The sequence below is a fragment of the Streptomyces sp. NPDC018019 genome (assembly GCF_044327805.1).
Classification (GTDB): Bacteria; Actinomycetota; Actinomycetes; order Streptomycetales; family Streptomycetaceae; genus Streptomyces.
Window position 1 is genome coordinate 207218 of the sequence record NZ_JBIRGD010000009.1, and the last position, 19453, is coordinate 226670.

Annotated in this window: 25 protein-coding genes; 14 read left to right on the forward strand and 11 right to left on the reverse strand. The window is 73.2% G+C overall.

Annotation, left to right across the window (positions count from 1 at the left end; all coding sequences use genetic code 11):
• Positions 1 to 180 precede the first annotated feature (180 nt).
• The 3 genes from ACH4FX_RS17695 (at position 181) to ACH4FX_RS17705 (ending at position 1976) form a co-directional block, all read left to right on the forward strand.
• The gene (locus ACH4FX_RS17695) at positions 181 to 540 is read left to right on the forward strand and encodes an STAS domain-containing protein (protein ID WP_398479822.1); all 360 of its coding nucleotides are present in this window, start codon (positions 181 to 183) and stop codon (positions 538 to 540) included.
• Between the two features lie 120 nt (positions 541 to 660).
• Complete coding sequence (locus tag ACH4FX_RS17700) at positions 661 to 1404, forward strand: ANTAR domain-containing protein (RefSeq protein WP_398479824.1); 744 nt, start codon at positions 661 to 663, stop codon at positions 1402 to 1404.
• A 26-nt stretch (positions 1405 to 1430) separates the two neighbouring features.
• On the forward strand, positions 1431 to 1976 hold the full coding sequence (locus ACH4FX_RS17705) for a hypothetical protein (RefSeq protein WP_398479826.1): 546 nt from the start codon (positions 1431 to 1433) through the stop codon (positions 1974 to 1976).
• 165 nt (positions 1977 to 2141) lie between these two features.
• Here ACH4FX_RS17705 and snpA read toward each other — a convergent pair whose 3' ends face one another.
• Complete coding sequence (snpA, locus tag ACH4FX_RS17710; RefSeq protein WP_398479828.1) at positions 2142 to 2795, reverse strand: snapalysin; 654 nt, start codon at positions 2793 to 2795, stop codon at positions 2142 to 2144.
• A gap of 233 nt (positions 2796 to 3028) precedes the next feature.
• On the opposite strand from snpA, the gene ACH4FX_RS17715 reads away from it, so the two are divergent.
• Both ACH4FX_RS17715 and ACH4FX_RS17720 read left to right on the forward strand, forming a co-directional pair.
• Positions 3029 to 3976 carry a LysR family transcriptional regulator gene (locus tag ACH4FX_RS17715; RefSeq protein ID WP_398480000.1) on the forward strand — a complete coding sequence of 316 codons (948 nt, stop codon included), beginning with the start codon at positions 3029 to 3031 and terminating at the stop codon, positions 3974 to 3976.
• Between the two features lie 95 nt (positions 3977 to 4071).
• Positions 4072 to 4215 (forward strand): hypothetical protein, encoded by a 144-nt coding sequence (locus tag ACH4FX_RS17720; protein WP_398479830.1) that lies wholly within the window; start codon positions 4072 to 4074, stop codon positions 4213 to 4215.
• 29 nt (positions 4216 to 4244) lie between these two features.
• Here ACH4FX_RS17720 and ACH4FX_RS17725 read toward each other — a convergent pair whose 3' ends face one another.
• From ACH4FX_RS17725 to sodN, 3 genes are all read right to left on the reverse strand, one after another.
• Positions 4245 to 4976, reverse strand: coding sequence for an ANTAR domain-containing protein (locus ACH4FX_RS17725; RefSeq protein ID WP_398479832.1), 732 nt, complete (start codon positions 4974 to 4976; stop codon positions 4245 to 4247).
• A gap of 24 nt (positions 4977 to 5000) precedes the next feature.
• The gene (locus ACH4FX_RS17730; RefSeq protein WP_398479834.1) at positions 5001 to 5858 is read right to left on the reverse strand and encodes an ANTAR domain-containing protein; all 858 of its coding nucleotides are present in this window, start codon (positions 5856 to 5858) and stop codon (positions 5001 to 5003) included.
• A 182-nt stretch (positions 5859 to 6040) separates the two neighbouring features.
• Positions 6041 to 6436 (reverse strand): superoxide dismutase, Ni, encoded by a 396-nt coding sequence (gene sodN / locus ACH4FX_RS17735; protein ID WP_398479836.1) that lies wholly within the window; start codon positions 6434 to 6436, stop codon positions 6041 to 6043.
• 185 nt (positions 6437 to 6621) lie between these two features.
• Here sodN and sodX point away from each other — a divergent pair, with 185 nt between their 5' ends.
• Positions 6622 to 7095, forward strand: coding sequence for a nickel-type superoxide dismutase maturation protease (gene sodX, locus ACH4FX_RS17740; RefSeq protein ID WP_398479838.1), 474 nt, complete (start codon positions 6622 to 6624; stop codon positions 7093 to 7095).
• Here the strand turns inward: sodX and ACH4FX_RS17745 are convergent.
• Complete coding sequence (locus tag ACH4FX_RS17745) at positions 6990 to 7628, reverse strand: CGNR zinc finger domain-containing protein (protein WP_398479840.1); 639 nt, start codon at positions 7626 to 7628, stop codon at positions 6990 to 6992. The two genes, sodX and ACH4FX_RS17745, sit on opposite strands and share 106 nt — an antisense overlap.
• 79 nt (positions 7629 to 7707) lie before the next feature.
• Here ACH4FX_RS17745 and ACH4FX_RS17750 point away from each other — a divergent pair, with 79 nt between their 5' ends.
• Entirely contained in the window at positions 7708 to 8469 is a 762-nt protein-coding gene (locus ACH4FX_RS17750; RefSeq protein ID WP_398479842.1) for a class I SAM-dependent methyltransferase, read from the forward strand.
• A 99-nt stretch (positions 8470 to 8568) separates the two neighbouring features.
• On the opposite strand, the gene ACH4FX_RS17755 is transcribed toward ACH4FX_RS17750, so the two are convergent.
• From ACH4FX_RS17755 to ACH4FX_RS17765, 3 genes are all read right to left on the reverse strand, one after another.
• Entirely contained in the window at positions 8569 to 9321 is a 753-nt protein-coding gene (locus tag ACH4FX_RS17755; protein ID WP_398480002.1) for an amino acid ABC transporter ATP-binding protein, read from the reverse strand.
• 17 nt (positions 9322 to 9338) lie between these two features.
• Positions 9339 to 10286: an amino acid ABC transporter permease gene (locus ACH4FX_RS17760; protein WP_398479844.1), complete on the reverse strand. Its 948-nt coding sequence runs from the start codon at positions 10284 to 10286 to the stop codon at positions 9339 to 9341.
• Positions 10287 to 10370: 84 nt separating this feature from the next.
• On the reverse strand, positions 10371 to 11345 hold the full coding sequence (locus ACH4FX_RS17765) for an ABC transporter substrate-binding protein (RefSeq protein WP_398479846.1): 975 nt from the start codon (positions 11343 to 11345) through the stop codon (positions 10371 to 10373).
• Positions 11346 to 11869: 524 nt separating this feature from the next.
• Here ACH4FX_RS17765 and ACH4FX_RS17770 point away from each other — a divergent pair.
• The 3 genes from ACH4FX_RS17770 (at position 11870) to ACH4FX_RS17780 (ending at position 14868) form a co-directional block, all read left to right on the forward strand.
• A complete protein-coding gene (locus tag ACH4FX_RS17770) occupies positions 11870 to 13138 on the forward strand; it encodes an NADP-dependent malic enzyme (RefSeq protein WP_398479848.1) in 1269 nt (422 codons plus the stop codon).
• 121 nt (positions 13139 to 13259) lie between these two features.
• Positions 13260 to 14222: a zinc-binding dehydrogenase gene (locus ACH4FX_RS17775; RefSeq protein ID WP_398479850.1), complete on the forward strand. Its 963-nt coding sequence runs from the start codon at positions 13260 to 13262 to the stop codon at positions 14220 to 14222.
• Between the two features lie 28 nt (positions 14223 to 14250).
• Positions 14251 to 14868: a HutD family protein gene (locus ACH4FX_RS17780; protein ID WP_398479852.1), complete on the forward strand. Its 618-nt coding sequence runs from the start codon at positions 14251 to 14253 to the stop codon at positions 14866 to 14868.
• A gap of 64 nt (positions 14869 to 14932) precedes the next feature.
• On the opposite strand, the gene ACH4FX_RS17785 is transcribed toward ACH4FX_RS17780, so the two are convergent.
• Positions 14933 to 15805 carry a LysR family transcriptional regulator gene (locus tag ACH4FX_RS17785; RefSeq protein WP_398479854.1) on the reverse strand — a complete coding sequence of 291 codons (873 nt, stop codon included), beginning with the start codon at positions 15803 to 15805 and terminating at the stop codon, positions 14933 to 14935.
• Positions 15806 to 15934: 129 nt separating this feature from the next.
• Here ACH4FX_RS17785 and ACH4FX_RS17790 point away from each other — a divergent pair, with 129 nt between their 5' ends.
• On the forward strand, positions 15935 to 16546 hold the full coding sequence (locus ACH4FX_RS17790; protein ID WP_398479856.1) for a short chain dehydrogenase: 612 nt from the start codon (positions 15935 to 15937) through the stop codon (positions 16544 to 16546).
• A 22-nt stretch (positions 16547 to 16568) separates the two neighbouring features.
• On the opposite strand, the gene ACH4FX_RS17795 is transcribed toward ACH4FX_RS17790, so the two are convergent.
• Positions 16569 to 16850 (reverse strand): hypothetical protein, encoded by a 282-nt coding sequence (locus ACH4FX_RS17795; protein ID WP_398479858.1) that lies wholly within the window; start codon positions 16848 to 16850, stop codon positions 16569 to 16571.
• Between the two features lie 136 nt (positions 16851 to 16986).
• Here ACH4FX_RS17795 and ACH4FX_RS17800 point away from each other — a divergent pair, with 136 nt between their 5' ends.
• A complete protein-coding gene (locus tag ACH4FX_RS17800) occupies positions 16987 to 17769 on the forward strand; it encodes a TetR/AcrR family transcriptional regulator (protein WP_398479860.1) in 783 nt (260 codons plus the stop codon).
• Between the two features lie 25 nt (positions 17770 to 17794).
• On the opposite strand, the gene ACH4FX_RS17805 is transcribed toward ACH4FX_RS17800, so the two are convergent.
• On the reverse strand, positions 17795 to 18505 hold the full coding sequence (locus ACH4FX_RS17805) for an antibiotic biosynthesis monooxygenase (protein WP_398479862.1): 711 nt from the start codon (positions 18503 to 18505) through the stop codon (positions 17795 to 17797).
• A 154-nt stretch (positions 18506 to 18659) separates the two neighbouring features.
• Between ACH4FX_RS17805 and ACH4FX_RS17810 the strand changes: the two genes are divergently transcribed.
• A complete protein-coding gene (locus ACH4FX_RS17810) occupies positions 18660 to 18869 on the forward strand; it encodes a helix-turn-helix domain-containing protein (RefSeq protein ID WP_385226248.1) in 210 nt (69 codons plus the stop codon).
• Entirely contained in the window at positions 18869 to 19432 is a 564-nt protein-coding gene (locus tag ACH4FX_RS17815) for a Clp protease N-terminal domain-containing protein (RefSeq protein ID WP_398479864.1), read from the forward strand. The genes ACH4FX_RS17810 and ACH4FX_RS17815 overlap by 1 nt, the downstream gene beginning before the upstream one ends.
• The last annotated feature ends 21 nt before the right edge of the window (positions 19433 to 19453 follow it).

Here is a 19453-nt window from a genome sequence, read left to right on the forward strand (position 1 = left end):
GCTCGTCCGTGCGACGCGAACCCCGTACGAGTGAAGAGATGCGGCCTACTTTCGAACGGAACCTTTCTTCACCGCCGTCCGACGCCGGGCCGGAATACGCTGATGGCGCGGTGCCCCGGACCCCGGTTCGCACGAGTACGAGTCAGTACGTACATGTTTGATTTCAGGGGCGGGATCGCTATGGACCTCCATCGCCGGAACGGCGCGAACACGATCCACGTAGTACGGCCCGAGGGAGAGCTGGACCTCGTGACGGCGCCGCGGTTCCGGAACCTGCTGCGCCAGGACCACCGCCGGGCCGCCGGTCCGCCCCGGCTGATCGTCGACCTCGGCGCGGTCTCCTTCATGGACTGCTCCGGACTGCGGGAGCTGTGCGCCGCGCAGAGCTGGGCCGTGGAACAGGGCGGCTGGCTGCGCGTCGTCCACGACCGGCGCGGCATCGCCACGCTGCTCAGCGCCACCCGGCTGACCGGCCGTTTCCCCCGCTACGCGACCGTGCGGGACGCGCGACGCGACCGGATGGCGAACTGCTCTCCGTGAACCGGGCGTTGCGGTGGGTCTCCCCCTGAGTGGATTGCCCGGGGCATAGTAGCCGTGCGACCGCGACCCGAAGACCATGCACGGACCACCGCCTGCCGACGAGGGAGAGGGAGGGTTTCCATGGCCCGGGAAGAACGCCTGGCACCGGCCGGGACGGACCTGCCAGGGGGAGTCGTCGGCGACTTCGACACCGCCGGCCTGCTGCGCCGGCTCGCCGTCCAGTGCGCCGGCCTGGTCGGTGCCCAGGCCGCCGCCGTGCTCCTCGCCGACGTCCACGGCCGGCTGCACGTGGCGGTGGCGTCCGCCGGCACCGGCCGCCTGCTGGACCCGGCCGGACCGCACGGCGGCCGGACCCCGTACGCGGACTGCCACCGCAGCGGGACCGCCGAGACCGGCATCGTCCTGACCGATCCGCGCACCGCCGCCCGGTGGCCGCGGTTCACCGCCCGCGCCCGCGAGTGCGGCTACGCGGCGGTGCACGCCGTCCCCATGCGGCTGCGCTCCCGCGCCGTCGGCGTCCTCGTCCTCTTCGGCACCGGAACCGCGCCCCTCGGAGAGCAGGGCGAAACGTTCGCCCGGTCGCTGGCCGACCTGCTGGCCGTCACCGTCGTCCAGCAGCGCGGCCTGGAGCAGAGCCAGGCCGAGCGGGCCCAGCTGCGGAACGCGCTCACCTCCCGCGTCGTCATCGAACAGGCCAAGGGCGTCCTCGCGGAGCGCTGGGGGACGACCGTGGACGAGGCGTTCGAGATCCTCAGGTCCTACGCGCGCGCCCACCGCCACCGACTGCCCGCGCTGGCCCGCCAGGTCGTCGACGGCACGCTCGACAGCGGCCTCGTCGAGGAGTACTTCCTCAACCGAAGGTGATTTCCTGGACCCTGCTGGAGGACCGGATGGCAGAAGTCTTCTTACGGCGCCTGACCAGGTGGCAGGCCGAAGCACAGCGCGAGGCCGTCGCCGACCTGTACGTCGAGGCGTACCGCGGCCCCTCGGGCGAGGAGTTCCGCGGACGGGGGGCCTTTCTGCAGCGGTTCGCCGAGCACGTCCAGCGCCCCGGATTCGACATGGTCATCGCCAGCGACCCGGCGCTGGTCGGCTGCGCCTACGGCTTCCCCGCCGGGCGGGACGGCGGCTGGTGGCCCGGTTCCAACGGGCAGGTCCCGCGCGAGCTGGAGGAACTGACCGCAGCCGGGCGGGTGTTCGTCGTCGCCGAGCTGATGGTGCTGCCCGCGCACCGGCGCGGCCACGTCGCCACCCGGCTCCAGGAGACCCTGCTGATCCGGAGCAGTGCCATCAAGGTGGTCACCCTGGTCGACACGGCCAACGGGGCGGCCCGCTCCGCGGTACGGGCCTGGGGGTGGCGGCCGACGGGCCGGCTCTGCCGCTCCGGCGACGGGGCGCCCGAACTGGAGGCGTGGAGCCGGGAACTGGCGCGCTGAGCGGCGGCGCGACGCACCGCGGGTGCGGAACGCGTACGCGCGCGGCAGGCTCCGGGGGAACCCGCCGCGCGCGTAGGCGCTGTCGGACCGTGGTGCTCGCGCACCGTAATGTCCGGGGGTCGGTGCGGGTCACGCCTCACCGGGCCCGCAGGGGGAGGACGCCGGTCAGGGGCGTACGCCCTTGAGGCCGTTGGCCCAGAGCTGGTCCACCTGGGCCCGCTCGTTCTGGTCCGGCTGGGCGTTGGTGCAGGACGGTCCGGGGCCGCCGCCGGACATCAGCTCGCTGCACGGGCCCTCGTAGTGGTCCGGCAGACCCAGCACGTGGCCGGTCTCGTGTGTGGTCACGCGGGTCGAGTCGTACTCCTGGTTCTGCTTGTAGTCCAGGAAGACGAAGCCCTTGCCGTGCCCGTCGGTGCTGGCGTACGAGCCGCGGGCGTCGTTGCCCTCGCGGTACTGGAAGTCTCCGCCGCTGCCTTCCTGGAGCTTGACGTTCTGCACCGCGCCGTTCCAGATCTGGGCGCTCTTGGCTATCTGGCCCTTGAACGTCGGCGCCGCGCTCGCGTCATAGGTGACGGTGACGACCTTGAGGCCGGGGTGCGCCGCCCGCTTGGCCTTGACCGACTTCATGACGGCCTCGAAGAACGCCTTGGTGTCGGCCTTCTCGGCGGCCGAACCGGCGTAGGCGGCGGCCGTGACCCGGTGCGACTGGGGGGTGGGGGCGGAGGAGACGGAGGTCGCCGTCGCGGGGGCCGCAGCGGCCAGCGTGGCGACGAGGCCCAGGCCCAGCGCTGCCGACAGCGCGGTCTTGGGAGATCTCATGGGGGGGACTCCTTATCGTCCGTGGGGCCGTACGGCCGCCGTGTGGGGCGGCGGCCGGGGCCCTGCGGATGAACTTGTGGTGCGGGAGAGTCTGTTCGAGATCACTTGGGGCGCGGAGATGCCAGGTGGCGATAGCACCAGGTGATACCCCAGGCGGAAAGAGCCCCCGGCCTGGCCTGAGAGTCTGGTGTGACGTGCGCAAACGTCGTTATGCTCCGGTCGTGGAGCTCGAAGTGAGGCATCTTCGTGCGCTGTGCGCGATCGCCGACGCCGGCAGCGTACGCAAGGCGGCCCGGCAGCTGGGCATGACCCAGCCTTCCCTGACGACCCAGCTCCGCCGCATCGAGAACGCCCTGGGCGGCCAGTTGTTCTTCCGCGAGCGGACCGGCAGCAGGCCGACGCCGCTGGGGCACTCGGTGCTGAGCCGGGCCCGGCCGATAGTGGCCGACATGCGGGCACTGGTCGACGAGATCGCCTCCGCCTCGCTGCGGGCCGGCGGCTCCCGGCTGCGCATCGGCAGCACCAGCAGCAGGGCCGTGGCGGGCTGGCTGCGGCGGCTGCGGGCCAGGCTGCCCGACACCGACACCACCATCCGCATCGACGTGTCCGCCAACGCGCTGCTCCAGATGGTGGCCATGGGCCAGCTCGACGTGGCCTTCGTGCACGAGGTGGAGGGGGCGCCGCTGCGCCGGCCGGACGGGCTGGTCGAACGCGAACTGATAGCCCGCGAGCCGCAGTTCGTCGCGCTGCCGGTGAACCACCCGGCGGCCCGCCACCCGGTGGTCGACCTCGCCGACCTCGCCGGTGACCAGTGGATGGTCGACCCGTCGGTGGACGGCGAGTGGACCGGGCTGCGCCGGGTCTTCGCGGCGGCGGGCCTGGACCCCCGGGTGGTGCACGGGGACTACCTCACCGCGGCCGACCTGGTCGCGGCAGGCGAGGTGGTCACCCCCTGCCAGCCGACCTCCCGGCCCCGGTACGGCATGGCCGTCCGCCCGCTGCGCGGCGACCCGCTGGCCGTCCGCCTCTTCATGGCCCACCGCCCCGGCGCCGCCCCGGCCGCCCCCGCCGACGCCCTCTTCGCCGACCTCACCGCCTCGTACATGGAAGTGGCCTGGGAGAGCACGGCGTACCGCGAGTGGCTGGTCCGGCACGACGGGCCGTTGCCGATCGGGACGTGAGCGGGGCGGGCCGCCGACCGGTCCTGGCACTCCGTCACCTGGCAGCTGGTCGTCTCCCTCCAGCCGCTCTTCCTGCGGCTGCGCCCGTACGACCTGTGGTTCGAGGCGCACCGGCCGGTCGCCCGCAGCAGGTCCGCAGCCTGCTCACCCGGGCGCGCGCCGACCTGCTGGCCGTACCCGACCCGTACGACGCGGCGCGAGCCCTGGCCACCTGGGCCGGGCGCACGCCCGGCGCCTGAAGGAACGGATGACGCGTCCCCGGCGGCCGTTACCCCCCCGCTCGTCGCGGGTCGAGCCGGCCCTCCACCACCTCGCGGGCCACCTCGGTCAGCAGCCGCTGGTGGGAGCGGGCGTAGCTGCGGAGCACGGTGAAGGCGGCGTCGGGGGAGAGGGAGTGCCGGGCGGTCAGCGCGCCCTTCGCCTGCTCGATGACGACCCGGGTGGCCAGGGCGCGTTCCAGCTGGGAGGCGAGGGCCCGGCCCGCCTCGACCTCGTGCTCGCGCAGCAGGGTCACCGCGGCGAAGTCCGCCAGCGACTGGCCCAGCGCCATCAGGTCACCGGTCAGCGCGGTCCGCCGGGCGGCCAGCAGGACCAGGGAGCCGACCGGTCCCGTGTGACTCCGTATCGGCAGCGCCGCGACGTGCGTGCAGCCCAGCCGGAGCGCGCGCGGCGCGTAGCGCGGCCAGCGCTGCCGGGCCGCCGGCCCGGTCAGGGAGGTGTCCCCGAGCGTCCGGCCGGAGCGGCGGCAGGCGGGGCCGGGGCCCTCCTTCCAGGAGAGCGCGTCCTGTTCGAGGCGGCACACATCGGCCTCGGAGGCCGCCACCTGGGGGGTGTCCCGGGGCCCGGGGGCGAAGGTGACCGCGGTCGCCCGGACCGCGAGGAGCTCCCGGCTGCGCTCGGTGAGCCGGGCCAGCAGGGTGGGGACACCGGGCGGCCCCGGCGCGCCACCGCCCGCCAGCTCCACGAAGACCGATGCGAGGTGGTGCGGGGCTGAGGTCATGGGTGTGAGGTCCCCTCGGTGGGTTCAGCTGCCCTGGGCGAGTTTCAGCCTGCCGTGGACGATCCGCCGTGCGACGGCGTCCGGCGGCTCTCCCTCGGCGAAGGCCCGTGCCTCGATCAGCGCGAGCGCGTCCTGGACCCGGCAGCCGGCCTGTACGGAGAGCATGCCGGCGGCCTGCTGGACGCGGTCCCGGTGGTCGGCGCCGTCGTACGGCCCGGGGCCGGCGTCGGGGCCCGGGAGCACCGTGCGGAGGAGCGCGTCGGCGGTCACCGCGAGCGTGGCGGCGGCGGCCGGGCCGTCGTCCGGGGCGAAGTCGGCGAGCGCGCCGATGCAGGTGCCCTCGGTCCGCAGCGGGGTGGTGAGCACCTCGTGGATGCCCAGCGCGGTCAGCGCGGGCCCGTAGGCGGGCCAGCGGCGCTCGATGGCCCACCCGCTCGCCGAGACCGGACGGCCGCTGACCGACGTGTCGCGGGACGGCCCCTCGCCCAGCACGAACTCCAGGTCCTGTGCGGCCCGGGAGGACTCGTCCGACGCGGCGACGGAGAGCTGCCCGTGGCCGGTGCCCGTCAGCGTGAGCGCCGCGCCGGGCGACCCGCACGCCTCCGCGACACCCGTCATGAAGCGGGGCCGGCCGGTCTCTTCGCCGGTCCACACCGACATCCGCTCGGCGTACGCCTCTTGGAGGCGCGCGGAGGACCGGTGGCACTCGGCCGGCCGGCGACAGGCTTTGGCCGGCAGCCGGTGGACTTCCTCACCGGCCGAGGCCGCCAGGGCCTCCTGCCGCTCGGCGCACGCGGCGGCGTGCCCGGCACGCTGCCGGGCCCTGGCCGCACGACGGCGCGCCCGCTCCGCCTGGCCGTCCCTGCCCGAGCCCCGAACCATGTCCTCAGCGTACGCCCGTGGTGGCGCCCGGTCGCCGGTGTCGTCGTGATCCGCTCCGGCGGCACACACCGCCGTGCCGTCCCGTGGTACGGCCGCACACGGGCGCACCCGGCCCGCGGAGGGCGCCGGGACGGCGCCGCGCGGACCGGGTGCGGTGGCAGTGCGTGGCCGGAGCGGGCGGGTCAGCCCTGCTTCGTCTCCCAGAAGATCTTGTCGATCTGGGCGATGTAGTCCAGGGCCTTCTGGCCGGTCGCGGGGTCGTTCGAGCCCTTGGCGGCGCTCAGCGCCTTGAGGGTGTCGTTGACCAGCTGGTGCAGCTCCGGGTACTTCTCGAAGTGCGGGGGCTTGAAGTAGTCGCTCCACAGCACCGAGACGTGGTGCTTGGCCAGCTCCGCGCGCTGTTCCTTGATGAGGATCGCACGGGTGCGGAAGTCCGCGTCCTCGTTGGCCTGGTACTTCTCCTGGACGGCCTTGACCGACTCGGCCTCGATCCGGGCCTGGGCCGGGTCGTAGACACCGCAGGGCAGGTCGCAGTGGGCGCTGACCTTCACCTTGGGGGCGAACAGGCGGGAAAGCATGTTCAGTCCTTCCTCGTGATCGTCTTCTCAGGTGCGAGATTACTCGCTGCGGGAAGCCTTTTCTCGGGTGCCCCGGGGGTCTTAGGGCAAAAGGCCGGTGCGAGGCTGGGACTGATGGAGGATGGGACCGGGAGCGGACGACCGGGCCGTGGCGGTCACCGGGCCCGGACCGGGAGGTGTGGCGGATGCCGGAGCGGGTGGAAGAACGCGGGCCGGAGCAGGGCGAGGAACAGGGACGGGAGCGCAGGGGACTGCTGCGGGCCTTCGGCCTGGCCGAGGTCTACAACCCGTCGATGGTGCCCACGCTGCGGCCCGGCGACCAGCTGGTGGTCCAGTACGGAGCGGTGGTACGGCCGGGTGACGTCGTCGTCCTGCGGCATCCGTTCCGGCAGGACCTGCTGATCGTCAAGCGGGCCGTCGAGCGGCGCGAGGGCGGCTGGTGGGTCCAGGGGGACAATCCGTTCGTGGCCAACGACAGCCGGGAGTTCGGCGTGGTGCCCGACGAGCTGGTGGTCGCCCGGGCCCGGGTGCGGGTGCGGCCGCCGCGCGGGTTTCAGCGTTCGCTGTCGGGCGTGCTGTCCTGGGCCGTCTCGGCGGTCTCCGCGGTCCGGCCGGTACGGGCCGGGCGTTCGCCGTCCAGGCGCTTGCGGGCCCGGTAGGCGGCGACGTTGGCGCGGGTCGCGCAGCGGTCGGAGCAGTAGCGCCGGGAGCGGTTGGTCGAGGTGTCGAGGTAGGCGTTGCGGCACGGGCGTGCCTGGCAGATGCCGAGCCGGTCCACGCCCAGCTCGGTGAGCTGGAAGGCCAGGCCCATGGACGCGGTGGCGGTGTAGCCGGCGGTGGCGTTGGCCGCGTGGTCGGCGATGTGCAGGTGCCATTTGGGGCGCCCGTCCTCGTCGCGGAACTCGTGCCCGGAGATCTGCGGGCTGACCGGGAACTCCATCATCAGCGCGTTGAGCAGGTCCACGGCCCGTACCTCGTCGCCCTCGGCCGCGGCCTCGAAGACGGCGCGCAGCCGGGACCGTACCCCGCGCAGGCGGGTCACATCGCTCTCGGTCGCCCGGCGGGCCATCTGCTGGGCCGGGCCGAACAGCTCGCGCACGGCCTCGACCGAGGTCAGGGTGTCGCCGCCGCGCTCGGGCTGTTCGGTGTTGACCAGGCGAACGGCGTAGTCCGAGTAATAGGCCAGTTCCACTTGTAGTCCTTACGGGCGCGCTCTAGGGTTCGTAAGAGGTGTTGTTGCTACGAGGGTATTACGGCCTGGAGGTAACGGTATGACCGAGACCGTCGTCGGTACGGACTGGCAGGGTTGGCAGGAGAGTTGGGACCGCCAGCAGGAGTGGTACATGCCGGACCGCGAGGAGCGGTTCCGCGTGATGCTGGACATGGTCGAGGCGCTGGTGGGCACCGAACCCCGGGTCCTGGACCTCGCGTGCGGTACGGGCAGTATCTCCGATCGGCTGCTCAAGCGGTTCCCCAAGGCCGTGAGCGTCGGGGTGGACCTCGACCCCGCGCTGCTGGCCATCGCCCAGGGCTACTTCGAGGGCGACGACCGGGTGACGTTCGTCCGCGCCGACCTCAAGGACCCCCGCTGGACCGACGCCCTGCCCCACGACTCGTACGACGCCGTACTCACCGCCACCGCCCTGCACTGGATGCACACCGGACCGCTGCGCGGCCTGTACGGACAGCTCGGCGGGCTGGTCCGGGAAGGCGGCGTCTTCATGAACGCCGACCACATGCCCGACGGGGACACCCCGCGCATCGACGCGGCCGAGCGCGCCTTCCGGCACGCGCGGCAGGAGCAGGCCAAGGAGGCGGGCGCGCTCGACTGGCGTGCCTGGTGGGACAAGGCCGCCGCCGACCCGGTGCTCGCCGGGCCGACCGCCGAGCGCTTCGCGATCTACGGCGAGCACGCCGACGGCGACACCCCCTCGGTGACCTGGCACTGCGAGGTGCTGCGGGAATCCGGCTTCGGCGAGGCGCGCGCGGTGTGGCGCTCGCCCATGGACGCGCTGGTCCTCGGGCTCAAGTAGCCCCGGCACGGCCCGTGCCCACGACGGGCGGTCCGTACGGAGGCGTCTGCCGCGCCCGTTCGGACCGCCCGTCTCGTGTTCCCGGCGCCGGCCCGGCGGTCAGAGCACCTTGGACAGGAAGGACTTGGTGCGCTCGTGCTGCGGCTTGCCGAGCACGTCGCGCGGGTGGCCGGATTCGACGACCATGCCGTCGTCCATGAAGACCAGCGAGTCGCCGACCTCGCGCGCGAAGCCCATCTCGTGCGTGACGACCACCATCGTCATGCCGTCCGCCGCCAGGTCCTTCATCACGTCCAGCACGTCACCGACCAGCTCCGGGTCGAGCGCCGAGGTCGGCTCGTCGAACAGCATCAGCTTCGGCTCCATGGCCAGCGCGCGGGCGATCGCGACGCGCTGCTGCTGGCCGCCGGAGAGCTGCGAGGGGTAGTTGCCCGCCTTGTCGGCCAGGCCCACCCGGTCCAGCAGCCGCTCCGCGCGCTCCCGGGCGGTCGCCTTGGTCTCGCCCTTGACCTGGACCGGCGCCTCCATGATGTTCTCCAGCGCCGTCATGTGCGGGAAGAGGTTGAAACGCTGGAAGACCATGCCGATGTCCCGGCGGCGCGCGGAGACCTCGCGGTCGCGCAGCTCGTACAGCTTGCCGTTGGCCTCCCGGTAGCCGACCAGTTCGCCGTCGACCGACAGCCGGCCGGCGTTGATCTTCTCCAGGTGGTTGATGCAGCGCAGGAACGTCGACTTGCCGGAGCCGGACGGACCGATCAGGCAGAACACCTCACGGGGTGCGACCTCCAGGTCGATGCCCTTGAGGATGTGGGCCGCGCCGAAGGACTTGTGGACGCCCTCGGCCTTGACCATGGGGGTGGACTTGCTGGTCATGCGGCACCTCCGGCCGACGAACGGGTGGCACCGCCGGACAGCCTGGCCCGCAGCCGCTGGACCGGGGTGGGCGGAAGCTGGCGGCTGGCGCCGCGGGCGTAGTAGCGCTCCAGGTAGTACTGGCCGATGCTGAGCACCGAGGTGGCGATCAGGTACCAGACCGCGGCCAGGATCAGCATCTCCACCACGGGACCGGCGTCGCGGCCCACGTTCTGCGCCGACTGCAGCAGGTCGTAGTACTGCACGGCGATGACCAGCGAGGAGGTCTTGAGCATGTTGATGACCTCGTTGCCGGTCGGCGGCACGATCACCCGCATCGCCTGCGGCACGATGATCCGGCGCAGCGTCTTGCCGTGGCTCATGCCCAGCGCGTGCGCCGCCTCGGTCTGGCCCTCGTCCACGGCGAGCAGACCGCCGCGGCAGATCTCCGCCATGTACGCGGCCTCGTTGAGGCCCAGGCCCAGCAGCGCGCACAGGAACGGGGTCATGAAGTCCGACCACTCGTCCTTGTAGATCGGCATGATGTCGATGTACTGGAAGACCAGGCCCAGGTTGAACCACAGGAACAGCTGGACGTAGACCGGCGTACCGCGGAAGAACCAGACGTAGAACCACGCGACCGTCGAGGTCACCGGGTTCTTCGACTGCCGCATCACGGCCAGGACCACGCCCAGTACGATGCCGATGACCATCGACAGCACGGTGATCAGCAGGGTGTTGCGCAGCCCCCGGAGGATGTCCGGGTTGAACATGTAGTCGGGTATCGCGCCCCAGTTGACCTTGCCGGAGGCGAAGGCCCGGATGAGCAGGGCGAGCAGCGCGAGGACCACCAGCGCCGCGACCCAGCGTCCGTAATGGCGGACGGGGATGGCCTTGATCGGCTCGGGCGCGGGCGGCGGGGCGTCCGCCGGCGGCTGGGCCGGCTTGTCGACGTCAACGGACACGGGTGTTGCCTTTCAGCGTTCGGCGGGAGGGACGGGCCGTGCGCGGGCGGAGCGGGCACGCGGCCGGGCGGGGCTCGGGCGCGTTCAGCTGCCGCCGTTGAGCTTGACTTCCCCGACCGCGGCGTCGGTGACGTTCCACTTCTTGAGCACCTGGGCGTAGTCGCCGTTCTTCACGATGGCCTCCATGGCCGCCTTGAGGGCGTCGCGCAGTTCCGGCCGGTCCTTGGGCACCGCGATGCCGTACGGGGCGGCCTTGACCGGCGCGCCGCCGACCAGCTGGAAGTCGTTGCCGCCGCCGGAGGTCTTGACCGCGTACGCGGCGACCGGGTAGTCGCTGGAGACCGCGTCCACGCCCCCGGTGCGCAGCCGGGTCTGGGCCTCGGAGTCGTTGTCGAACGCCTCGATGGAGATGGCGTCCGTACCGGTCTCCTCGCACTTCTTCGTCTGGTCCTTGGCCAGGTCGTGCGAGACGGTGCCGCGCTGCACCGCGATCTTCTTGCCGCACAGGGCCTCCCAGCCGTCGATGCCCTGGGTCTTGCCCTTCTGGGTGTAGATCGAGACGCCGACGTCCAGGTAGTCGATGAAGTCGACGCCGTCGCTGACCTTCTTGCCGGTGGTGCTGTCCACCCCCTGCTGGCGGTCCTTGGTGTCCGTCATCGCCGACATGGCGATGTCGTAGCGCTTGGACTTCATGCCGCCCATGAGGGTGTCGAAGGTGGCGTTGTTGAAGTTCAGCTTGACGCCCAGCACCTTGCCCAGGGCGTCCGCCAGGTCCGGGTCGATGCCGGTGACCTCGCCGTTGGTGCGGAACTCCACCGGCTTGTACGAGATGTCCGAGCCGACCTGGATCATCGCCTTGTCCTGCACGTCCTTGGGCAGCAGCTTGAACAGCGGCGCGTCCGGGTTGCGGTTCTTGGCCGCCTCGCGCTTGGCGATGGCCGCGTCGGTCTGGTCGCCGCAGGCGGTGAGCAGCAGCAGCGAGGCCGCGACCGCGGCCGCCGCGGCCACGGCTGAACGAGACCTGCCGGGGGCCGGGCGACGGGTGGGGCTTGCGGTCATGCTGATCCTCCTGCGGATGAGGGAGAAGCCGACTGGCAGGGGCCGGGCACACACCTTCGGGCGTCGCGACCTCGTTTGGTGACGGAATCCTGCCATCCGGACACCGCTATCCGGACTGTCGTACAGGTCAAAATCGGATAACGGACGTGGGCGGGCCCGTGTACGCCAGGTGCCCCAAGGGGAGCCCGCGCGGGAAGCCGCACGGCGGGGCGGCCGGCGCGGGCCCGCGTCTCGCAGTACGGACAGGCGGCCCGGCGCTTTTTGCTTTTCGTGCCGTTAGCGGCTATTGCCGGGCTTGCGGACCGGAGGGTAACGAATCCGACTCGTCGGGGCGCACGCCCGTCCGGTAGAAAGGTTCGTTACACCCCTCATCCGGGGCTCAGGGCGCGTGTGCGGCGCGCCCGGCGTCCGTACCTCCCCCCGCGGGACGGCCATCCGTCGCGCAGGGCGCGGACGCGGTGCCCGCCCACCCCGACCAGGGAGTGGTCACCCTCAACTGTTTGACGAATAAAGGGGTTGAACCAGTGACAGCCAAGACCGCCCAGTCCCACAGCGGCGGCAACACGCAGACGGACCCGGGCAGCGGTACGGGCGCCAAGGGCGCGTCCGGCTCCGGACCCGACGGCGGGGAGCGGCAGTGCCAGGACCCCGCCTTCCTCCTCCACCGCGGCGGCAAGATGGCGATCCAGGCGACGGTGCCGGTGCGGGACCGCGAGGACCTGTCCCTCGCCTACACGCCCGGTGTCGCCAAGGTGTGCAGCGCGATCGCCGAAGAACCCGACCTGGTGCACGACTACACCTGGAAGTCGCAGGTCGTGGCCGTGGTCACGGACGGCACCGCGGTGCTGGGCCTGGGGGACATCGGCCCGGAGGCGTCCCTTCCGGTGATGGAGGGCAAGGCCATCCTCTTCAAGCAGTTCGGCGGCGTGGACGCGGTGCCGATCGCGCTCTCGACGACCGACACCGACGAGATCGTCGACACCGTGGTGCGGATGGCGCCGTCCTTCGGCGGCGTCAACCTGGAGGACATCTCGGCGCCCCGCTGCTTCGAGATCGAGCGCCGGCTCCAGGAGCGCCTGGACATCCCGGTCTTCCACGACGACCAGCACGGCACCGCCGTGGTCACGCTGGCCGCGCTGCGCAACGCCGCCCAGCTGACGAACCGTTCGCTCGGCCAGCTGCGCGCCGTCATCTCCGGCGCCGGCGCGGCCGGGGTCGCCATCGCCAAGATCCTCGTCGAGGCGGGCATCGGTGACGTCGCGGTCTGCGACCGCAAGGGCATCGTCACCGCCGACCGCGACGAGCACCTCACCGACGTCAAGCGCGAGCTGGCCTCCTTCACCAACAAGGCGGGGCTGTCCGGCTCGCTGGAGACCGCGCTGGACGGCGCGGACGTCTTCATCGGCGTCTCCGGCGGCACGGTGCCGGAGGAGGCCGTCTCCAAGATGGCGGAGAACGCGCTGATCTTCGCGATGGCCAACCCGAACCCGGAGATCCACCCGGACGTCGCGCACAAGTACGCGGCGGTGGTCGCCACCGGCCGCAGCGACTACCCGAACCAGATCAACAACGTCCTGGCGTTCCCCGGCATCTTCGCCGGCGCGCTCCAGGTGCGCGCCACCCGTATCACCGAGGGCATGAAGCTGGCCGCCGCCGAGGCGCTGGCCTCGGTGGTCGCCGACGACCTGAGCGCCGAGTGCGTCATTCCGTCGCCGTTCGACGAGCGGGTCGCCCCGGCGGTGACCTCGGCGGTCGCCGCCGCCGCCCGCGCGGAGGGCGTCGCCCGCCGCTGACCCGGTGACCCCGAAGGCCCCGCCCGGTGGCGGGGCCTTCGCGTTTCCCGGCGGGCCCGCGCGGCGCGTGTCACACCGCGGCGCGGTACCGCCCGGGCCCCCGGCGCCCTACGTTGGGATCATGTTTGCTGCCTACGCCGCCCGGATCGACCGGGACCAGCCGCTGAGCGGACTCGAACTGGGGGAGCGCCCGGCCCCCGAGGCACGCCCCGGCTGGACGACCGTCAACGTCAAGGCCGCCTCCCTCAACCACCACGACCTGTGGTCGCTGCGCGGCGTGGGACTCGGGGAGGAGGCGCTGCCCATGATCCTCGGCTGTGACGCGGCCGGCATCGACGCGGACGGCAACGAGGTCGTCCTCCACTCGGTCATCGGCCAGAGCGGGCACGGCGTCGGCCCGGACGAGCCGCGCTCCATCCTCACCGAGCGCTACCAGGGCACCTTCGCCGAGCAGGTCGCCGTCCCCGCCTGGAACGTGCTGCCCAAGCCGAAGGAGCTGTCCTTCGCCGAGGCGGCGTGCCTGCCGACGGCCTGGCTGACCGCGTACCGGATGCTGTTCACCAACGCCGGGGTACGGCCCGGGGACAGCGTGCTCGTGCAGGGCGCGGGCGGCGGGGTGGCCACCGCGGCGATCGTGCTGGGCGCGGCGGCCGGTCTGCGGGTCTTCGCCACCAGCCGCAGCGAGGACAAGCGCAAGCGCGCCGTCGAACTGGGCGCCGAGGCCGCCCTGCCCACCGGCGAGCGGCTGCCGCAGCGGGTGGACGCGGTGATCGAGACGGTCGGCGCCGCCACCTGGTCGCACTCGGTGAAGTCGCTCAAGCCCGGTGGCACGCTGGTCATCTCGGGCGCCACCAGCGGCTTCAACCCCGAGCGCACCGAACTCAACCGCATCTTCTTCCTGGAGCTGAAGGTCGTCGGCTCGACCATGGGCAGCAAGGACGAACTGGCCTCGCTGCTGGACTTCTGCGCGGCCAAGGGCGTGCGGCCGGTCATCGACACGACGCTGCCGCTGGACCGGGCGCGCGAGGGCTTCGCGAAGCTGGCCGAGGGCGAGATGTTCGGCAAGGTCGTCCTGACGGTCTGAGGCGCGGGAGCACGGGAAGGGGGCGCGGGTGCGGGTGCTGCGCGCGGCCGGCCGTACGGCGTCGGCCTGGAGCAACGGCGGCGGTGTGACGCGGGAGATCGCCGCCGCACCGCCCGGCGCGGGCTGGGACGCCTTCGACTGGCGGGTGAGCCTGGCCGAGGTGGGCCGGGACGGCCCGTACTCCGCCCTGCCCGGCGTGGACCGCGTCCTGATGGTGGCCGAAGGCGCCGGACTGGAACTGACCGTCGACGGGACGCGCCACGTACTGCCGGGCCGACACCGCCCGTTCGCCTTCCCCGGCGAGGCGGTGACCGACTGCCGCCTCCTGGACGGGCCCGTGGTCAACTTCAACGTGATGGTGCGGCGCGGGCGTTCGACGGCGACCGTGGAGCCGGCGCGGGAGCAGCACCTGGCGCTTCCCGCGACCGCCCCGCGGGAGCCGGGCGAAGAGCGCACGCGGCTGGTCGTCGCGCTGTCCGGCCGTACGACGCTGGACGGGCACGGGTCCGCCGCGCCCGCGCTGTCGCTGGAGCGCCACGACGCCGCCCTGCTGCCCGCGGACACGGGCGCCGCGCTGCACACGGACGGCGTCGCGGCCGTCGTCACCCTGACGGTCCGGGCGGCGACCGGCGCCCGGACGGACTGAACCGGCCACCGGCGGCCCGCCGGAGCGACGGAGGGGCACGCCGCCGCGGCCCGAGGAGCCGCCGCTACGCGGTCCCGCCACCGTCGCGCAGGGTCCGCCGCGCGTGGTCCGCGAAGGCGGCGGTGGCCGGGTGCGTGGCCGTACGGGGCCGGGCCAGCAGGACCGTGACCGGCCCGGCGTCGGTGATCGGCAGGTACCGGACGTCCGGGTGCGGATGGCTGTGCCCGGTGGCCTCGGCGGTCACCCCGGCCGCCTCGCCGGTCGCGATCATCGTCAGCCACTCGTCCACGTTGGCGACCTCGAAGGTGCGGCGGGGACGCCGCCCGGCGGGCCACAGTTCGGTGCTGGTGGTGCAGGCCGTGGCGCACAGCGCGATGGGGTGGTGCGCCAGGTCGGCCAGCGCGACCTCCGCCGCACCGGCCAGCGGGTCGCTCTCGCACAGCGCGGCCAGCCGGCGTTCGCGGTACAGCGCGACGGTGTGCAGCACGCCGTCGTCCGCCGGGACGGTGCGCAGGAAGGCGAGATCGACGGTGCCGCGGCGCAGCGCGGCCTCCGGGTCGTCGAGCCGGTGCACCTCGACGGGGTCGCCGGGGCGCGCCTGCCGCCAGTCGCGCAGCAGCGGCACCGTGTGCCGGCCGAGCGCGGCCCAGGCGAAGCCGACGCGCAGCGGCCGGGGCCCGGCCGTCGCCTCGGCGAGCGCGTCGTCGAGCTGGGCGAGGATGCGGTGGGCGTGCTCGTACAGCCGCCGGCCCGCCGGGGTGAGCCGCAGCCGGCGGGTGGTCCGCTCGACCAGGGCGGTGCCCAGCCGGGTCTCCAGCTGCTCCAGCGTGCGCGACAGCGCGGGCTGGCTGACGTGCAGGGCCGCCGCCGCGCCGGTGATCGTGCCCTGGTCGCCGATGGCGGCCAGGGCCCGCAGGTGCCGCAGCTCCACGTTCATCGCGCGGCCCCGTCCGGGCCCCGGCCCGGCCGTCCGGCCGCCCGCCGCAGATCACTCATAACCCCCGAGCATAAATCCCCCGCGGAAGGTATTTCCCTCCCGTGCGGGGCCCGGCCTAGCGTCGGCCGCATGAAGATCCTGCTGATCGGCGCGACCGGGAAACTGGGCGCCGCCGTACACAAGACGCTGGCCGGACGCGGCCACGAGGTCATCACCGTCGGCCGCCGCGGCGGCGACCTGCGGCTGGACATCGGTGATCCGGCACAGGTCACCGAGGCGTACGACCGGGCCACCGAGCGGGCCGGGACGCTGGACGCGGTGGTGAGCGCGGCCGGTGACGTCCCGTTCAAGCCGGTTGCCGAGATGACCGCCGAGGACTACGCGGCGGGCTTCCGCGGCAAGGTGCTCAGCCAGATCGAACTGGTGCGCCAGGGCACCGCCCGGATCGCCGGGCGCGGCTCCTTCACCCTGATCACCGGCGTCCTGTCCCGGGACCCGATACCCACCGGCAGCGCGGCGGCGATGGCCAACGGCGCGGTGGAGGCGTTCGTGCGGGCCGCCGCGGTCGACATCGCGCCGCAGCGGGTGAACGCGGTGAGCCCGGCCGTGGTCACCGAATCCCTGGCGGACTACGGCGACTTCTTCCCCGGCATCGAGTCGGTGGGCCTGGACCGGGTGGCGGCGGCGTACGTCCGCTCGGTCGAGGGCGGCCAGACCGGGCAGGTCTACGAACTGACCTGACGTCCGGCCGGCGCCGGGGGCCTCAGCCCGTGTGCGTGCCCGTCTGCGTACGGGCGCCCCCGGCGTCCCGCTCGCGGGCGAGCGCCTTCTGGCGTCCCTTGTCCAGTACGGCGAGCAGGGCGACGGTGACCACGATGGCCGCGCCCGAGACGACGTAGTTCCAGGGCCCGTCGAGGTAGTTGGCGGCCCGCAGGACGGTGCCGTCGTCGTCGCCGATGATCCGGTAGAGGATGGCCGCCGGCCCCTCCCAGAAGCCCGCGACGAGCGTCAGGAGGGACAGCAGCCGGTACCAGCCTTCGTTCATGGGTCGTCTCCCCGTTGCGTGACGGTGTTTCCCGTGCGATGGATACGACCGTACCAAAAATCTCACCCGACCGCCTTGACTGTGGATGGGCTTTCTGATATTCGTCACGCTTTCCGTGACGCGGTACGCTGTCCTCGTGCGTGACGAAAATACGGCCGGGTGCCGGGTCTGCGGAACCGGGCTGCCCGCGGCGGCCCGCGGACGGCCGCCCGTCTACTGTTCGCGGAGCTGCCAGGCGAAGGCGTACCGGCGGCGCCGGAAGGCCCGCGCCGCTGACCGGTCCGACGAGGGCGCGGCCGTACCGGGGCGGCACCGGCCCGCGCCGCCCCCGTCCCCGCCGGACGGCGCGCGGGAACGGCGCAGGCGTCAGGTCGCCGAAGCCGTCTGGCGGATCGCGGCCGGCCGCGGCCTGGAGGCGGTGAGCATGCGCGAGGTCGCGGCGGAGGCCGGGGTGTCGCTGCGGGTGGTCCAGTACTACTTCGGCAGCAAGCACCGCCTGCTGGTCGAGGCGCTGCGGATGCTGCACGAGGAGAACGACCGGCGGGCCCGCGCACGCATGGCCGGCCTGCACGACGCCGGCGACCTGCGCGCCGTCCTGCGCGCCGTGCTGGTCGAATTCCTCCCGCTGGACGACCAGCGCGCCCTGGCGCTGCGGGTGTTCACCGCGTACTTCGTGCGCAGTCTGACCGACCCGGCGACGGCCGAGGTGTTCCTGCACGGCGAGCAGACCGTGGAGCTGCTGGTCGCCGGGCTGATCCGGGAGGCCGGCGCGGTACGCCCCGGCGTCGATCCCGCGCGCGAGGCGGACCTGCTGGTGTCGGGCGTCACCGGCCTGGGCCTCGATGTGCTCCACGGGCGCCGCACGATGGCCGACGTCCAAAGGACGATCGACTACCACCTCGCCCGGATCTTCTCCTGAACGGACCGGGCCGCGGCGCGCGTGCTCACGGGGCCGGGACGTTCACCAGGCTTGCGTGCAGCCGGTAGTGCGTCACACCGGCCTGCCCCGACGCGGTGGGTGCGGCCGTGTCGGCCGTCACCCCCTCGACGGCCGACACGGCCGCACGCAGCCGGGCCGCCGCGCCGCTGCCCGCGAACTCCCGCCACGCGGCGGTGTCCGCCCACTCGGCGAAGTTCAGGACGCGGCTGCCGTCCTTGGCGAGGTGGAGGTGTGCCCCGAGGAGGCCCGGCAACCGTTCCCGCTCCAGAGCGTCGAGCATCGTGTCGGCCAGCGCGCGCTGGACCGCCGGGCCGGTGGTGGTGAACGTCGGGGTCACCAGTAGGCCGGGGTGCCGGTCCGGCGTCCCGTCGGGTACGTAGCTGCGGTAGCGCGCGTAACGGGCCACCCCCGGCCTGCGGATGCCGGGAATCGACTCGTCGATACGGCTGACGGCGGCGGGCCGCCGGTGGCGTACCCATTCCCGGTGCGCGTCGTCGTCCGTCCACTGGGCGTAGTTCAGGACATGGCCGCCGTCGTCGCTCAGGAAGGTGCTCAGCGACAGCATCGCGCCGGGGCGCGGCTGCCCTTCCCACGCGTCGAGCACGGCGTCGGCGGCGCGGCGCTGGAGGTCCGGCGCCGGCACGGTCCAGAGGCTGACGAGAACGGTACCGGCGTCCGGGCGCCGGACGTCGGGGTGTACGGACGTGATGGTCATCGGGCTTCCTCGCTTCTCGGGCCGGGATTGCTCCCGGAGCCTCCGACATCAAGCGCACTTGAGGTCAAGGGCGGGCCGGCCGCGCGCCGGGTCGGCGGAACCCGCCTTGTCAACCACCATTGACACCACCCCCGCGTCAACCTAAATTGACACCATGAGCGAAGCAACGAAGCTCGCCGAGCGGGCGGGCGACCAGGACCCCCGGATCGGGCTGCGCGCCGTCGCCGCGCTCCGCCGGCTGCTGGAACAGCTGGAAGCCGTACAGGTGCGCAGTGCCCGCGCGAAGGGCTGGTCGTGGCAGGACATCGCCGCCGAGCTGGGGGTCAGCAGGCAGGCGGTCCACAAGAAGCACGGGAGGCGTTGATGTTCGAACGGTTCACGGCGAGCGCCCGCGACGTGGTGCGGGGCGCCACCGCCTACGCGGCCCGGCCGGGGCCCGGCACGGTCGGCGAGGGCGAACTGCTGCTCGCCCTGCTGGACGGCCGGGGCTCCCCGGGCGCCGAGGCGCTCGCCGCCCTCGGAGTGCGCGAACGCCGGGCGTCCGTGGAGCGGTCGCTGGACGAGGCCCGACGGCGGGGCGGGCTGACGGCCGCCGACGCGGAGGCGCTGGCCGGGCTCGGCATCGACCTCTCGGAGATCGTCACACGGGTGGAACAGGCGCACGGCACCGGCGCGCTGGCCGCCGCCTCCGGGCCCCCGGCGCGGCGCGCGCGCTCGCTGCGCGGACCGTTCGGCCCGGAGGCCAAGTCCGCGCTGGAACGGTCGCTGCGCGTCGCGCTCGGCCGCGGCGACAAGCACATCGGCGACGAACACCTGCTCCTCGCCCTGGTGGCCAGGCCGGGCCTCGCCGCGTCCGTACTGGCCGAACACGGGGTCACGCACGCGGACGTCGTACGGGTGCTGGGGGACCGGGCGGCGACGGGATGAGGGGCCGGGCCGGGCCCGCCG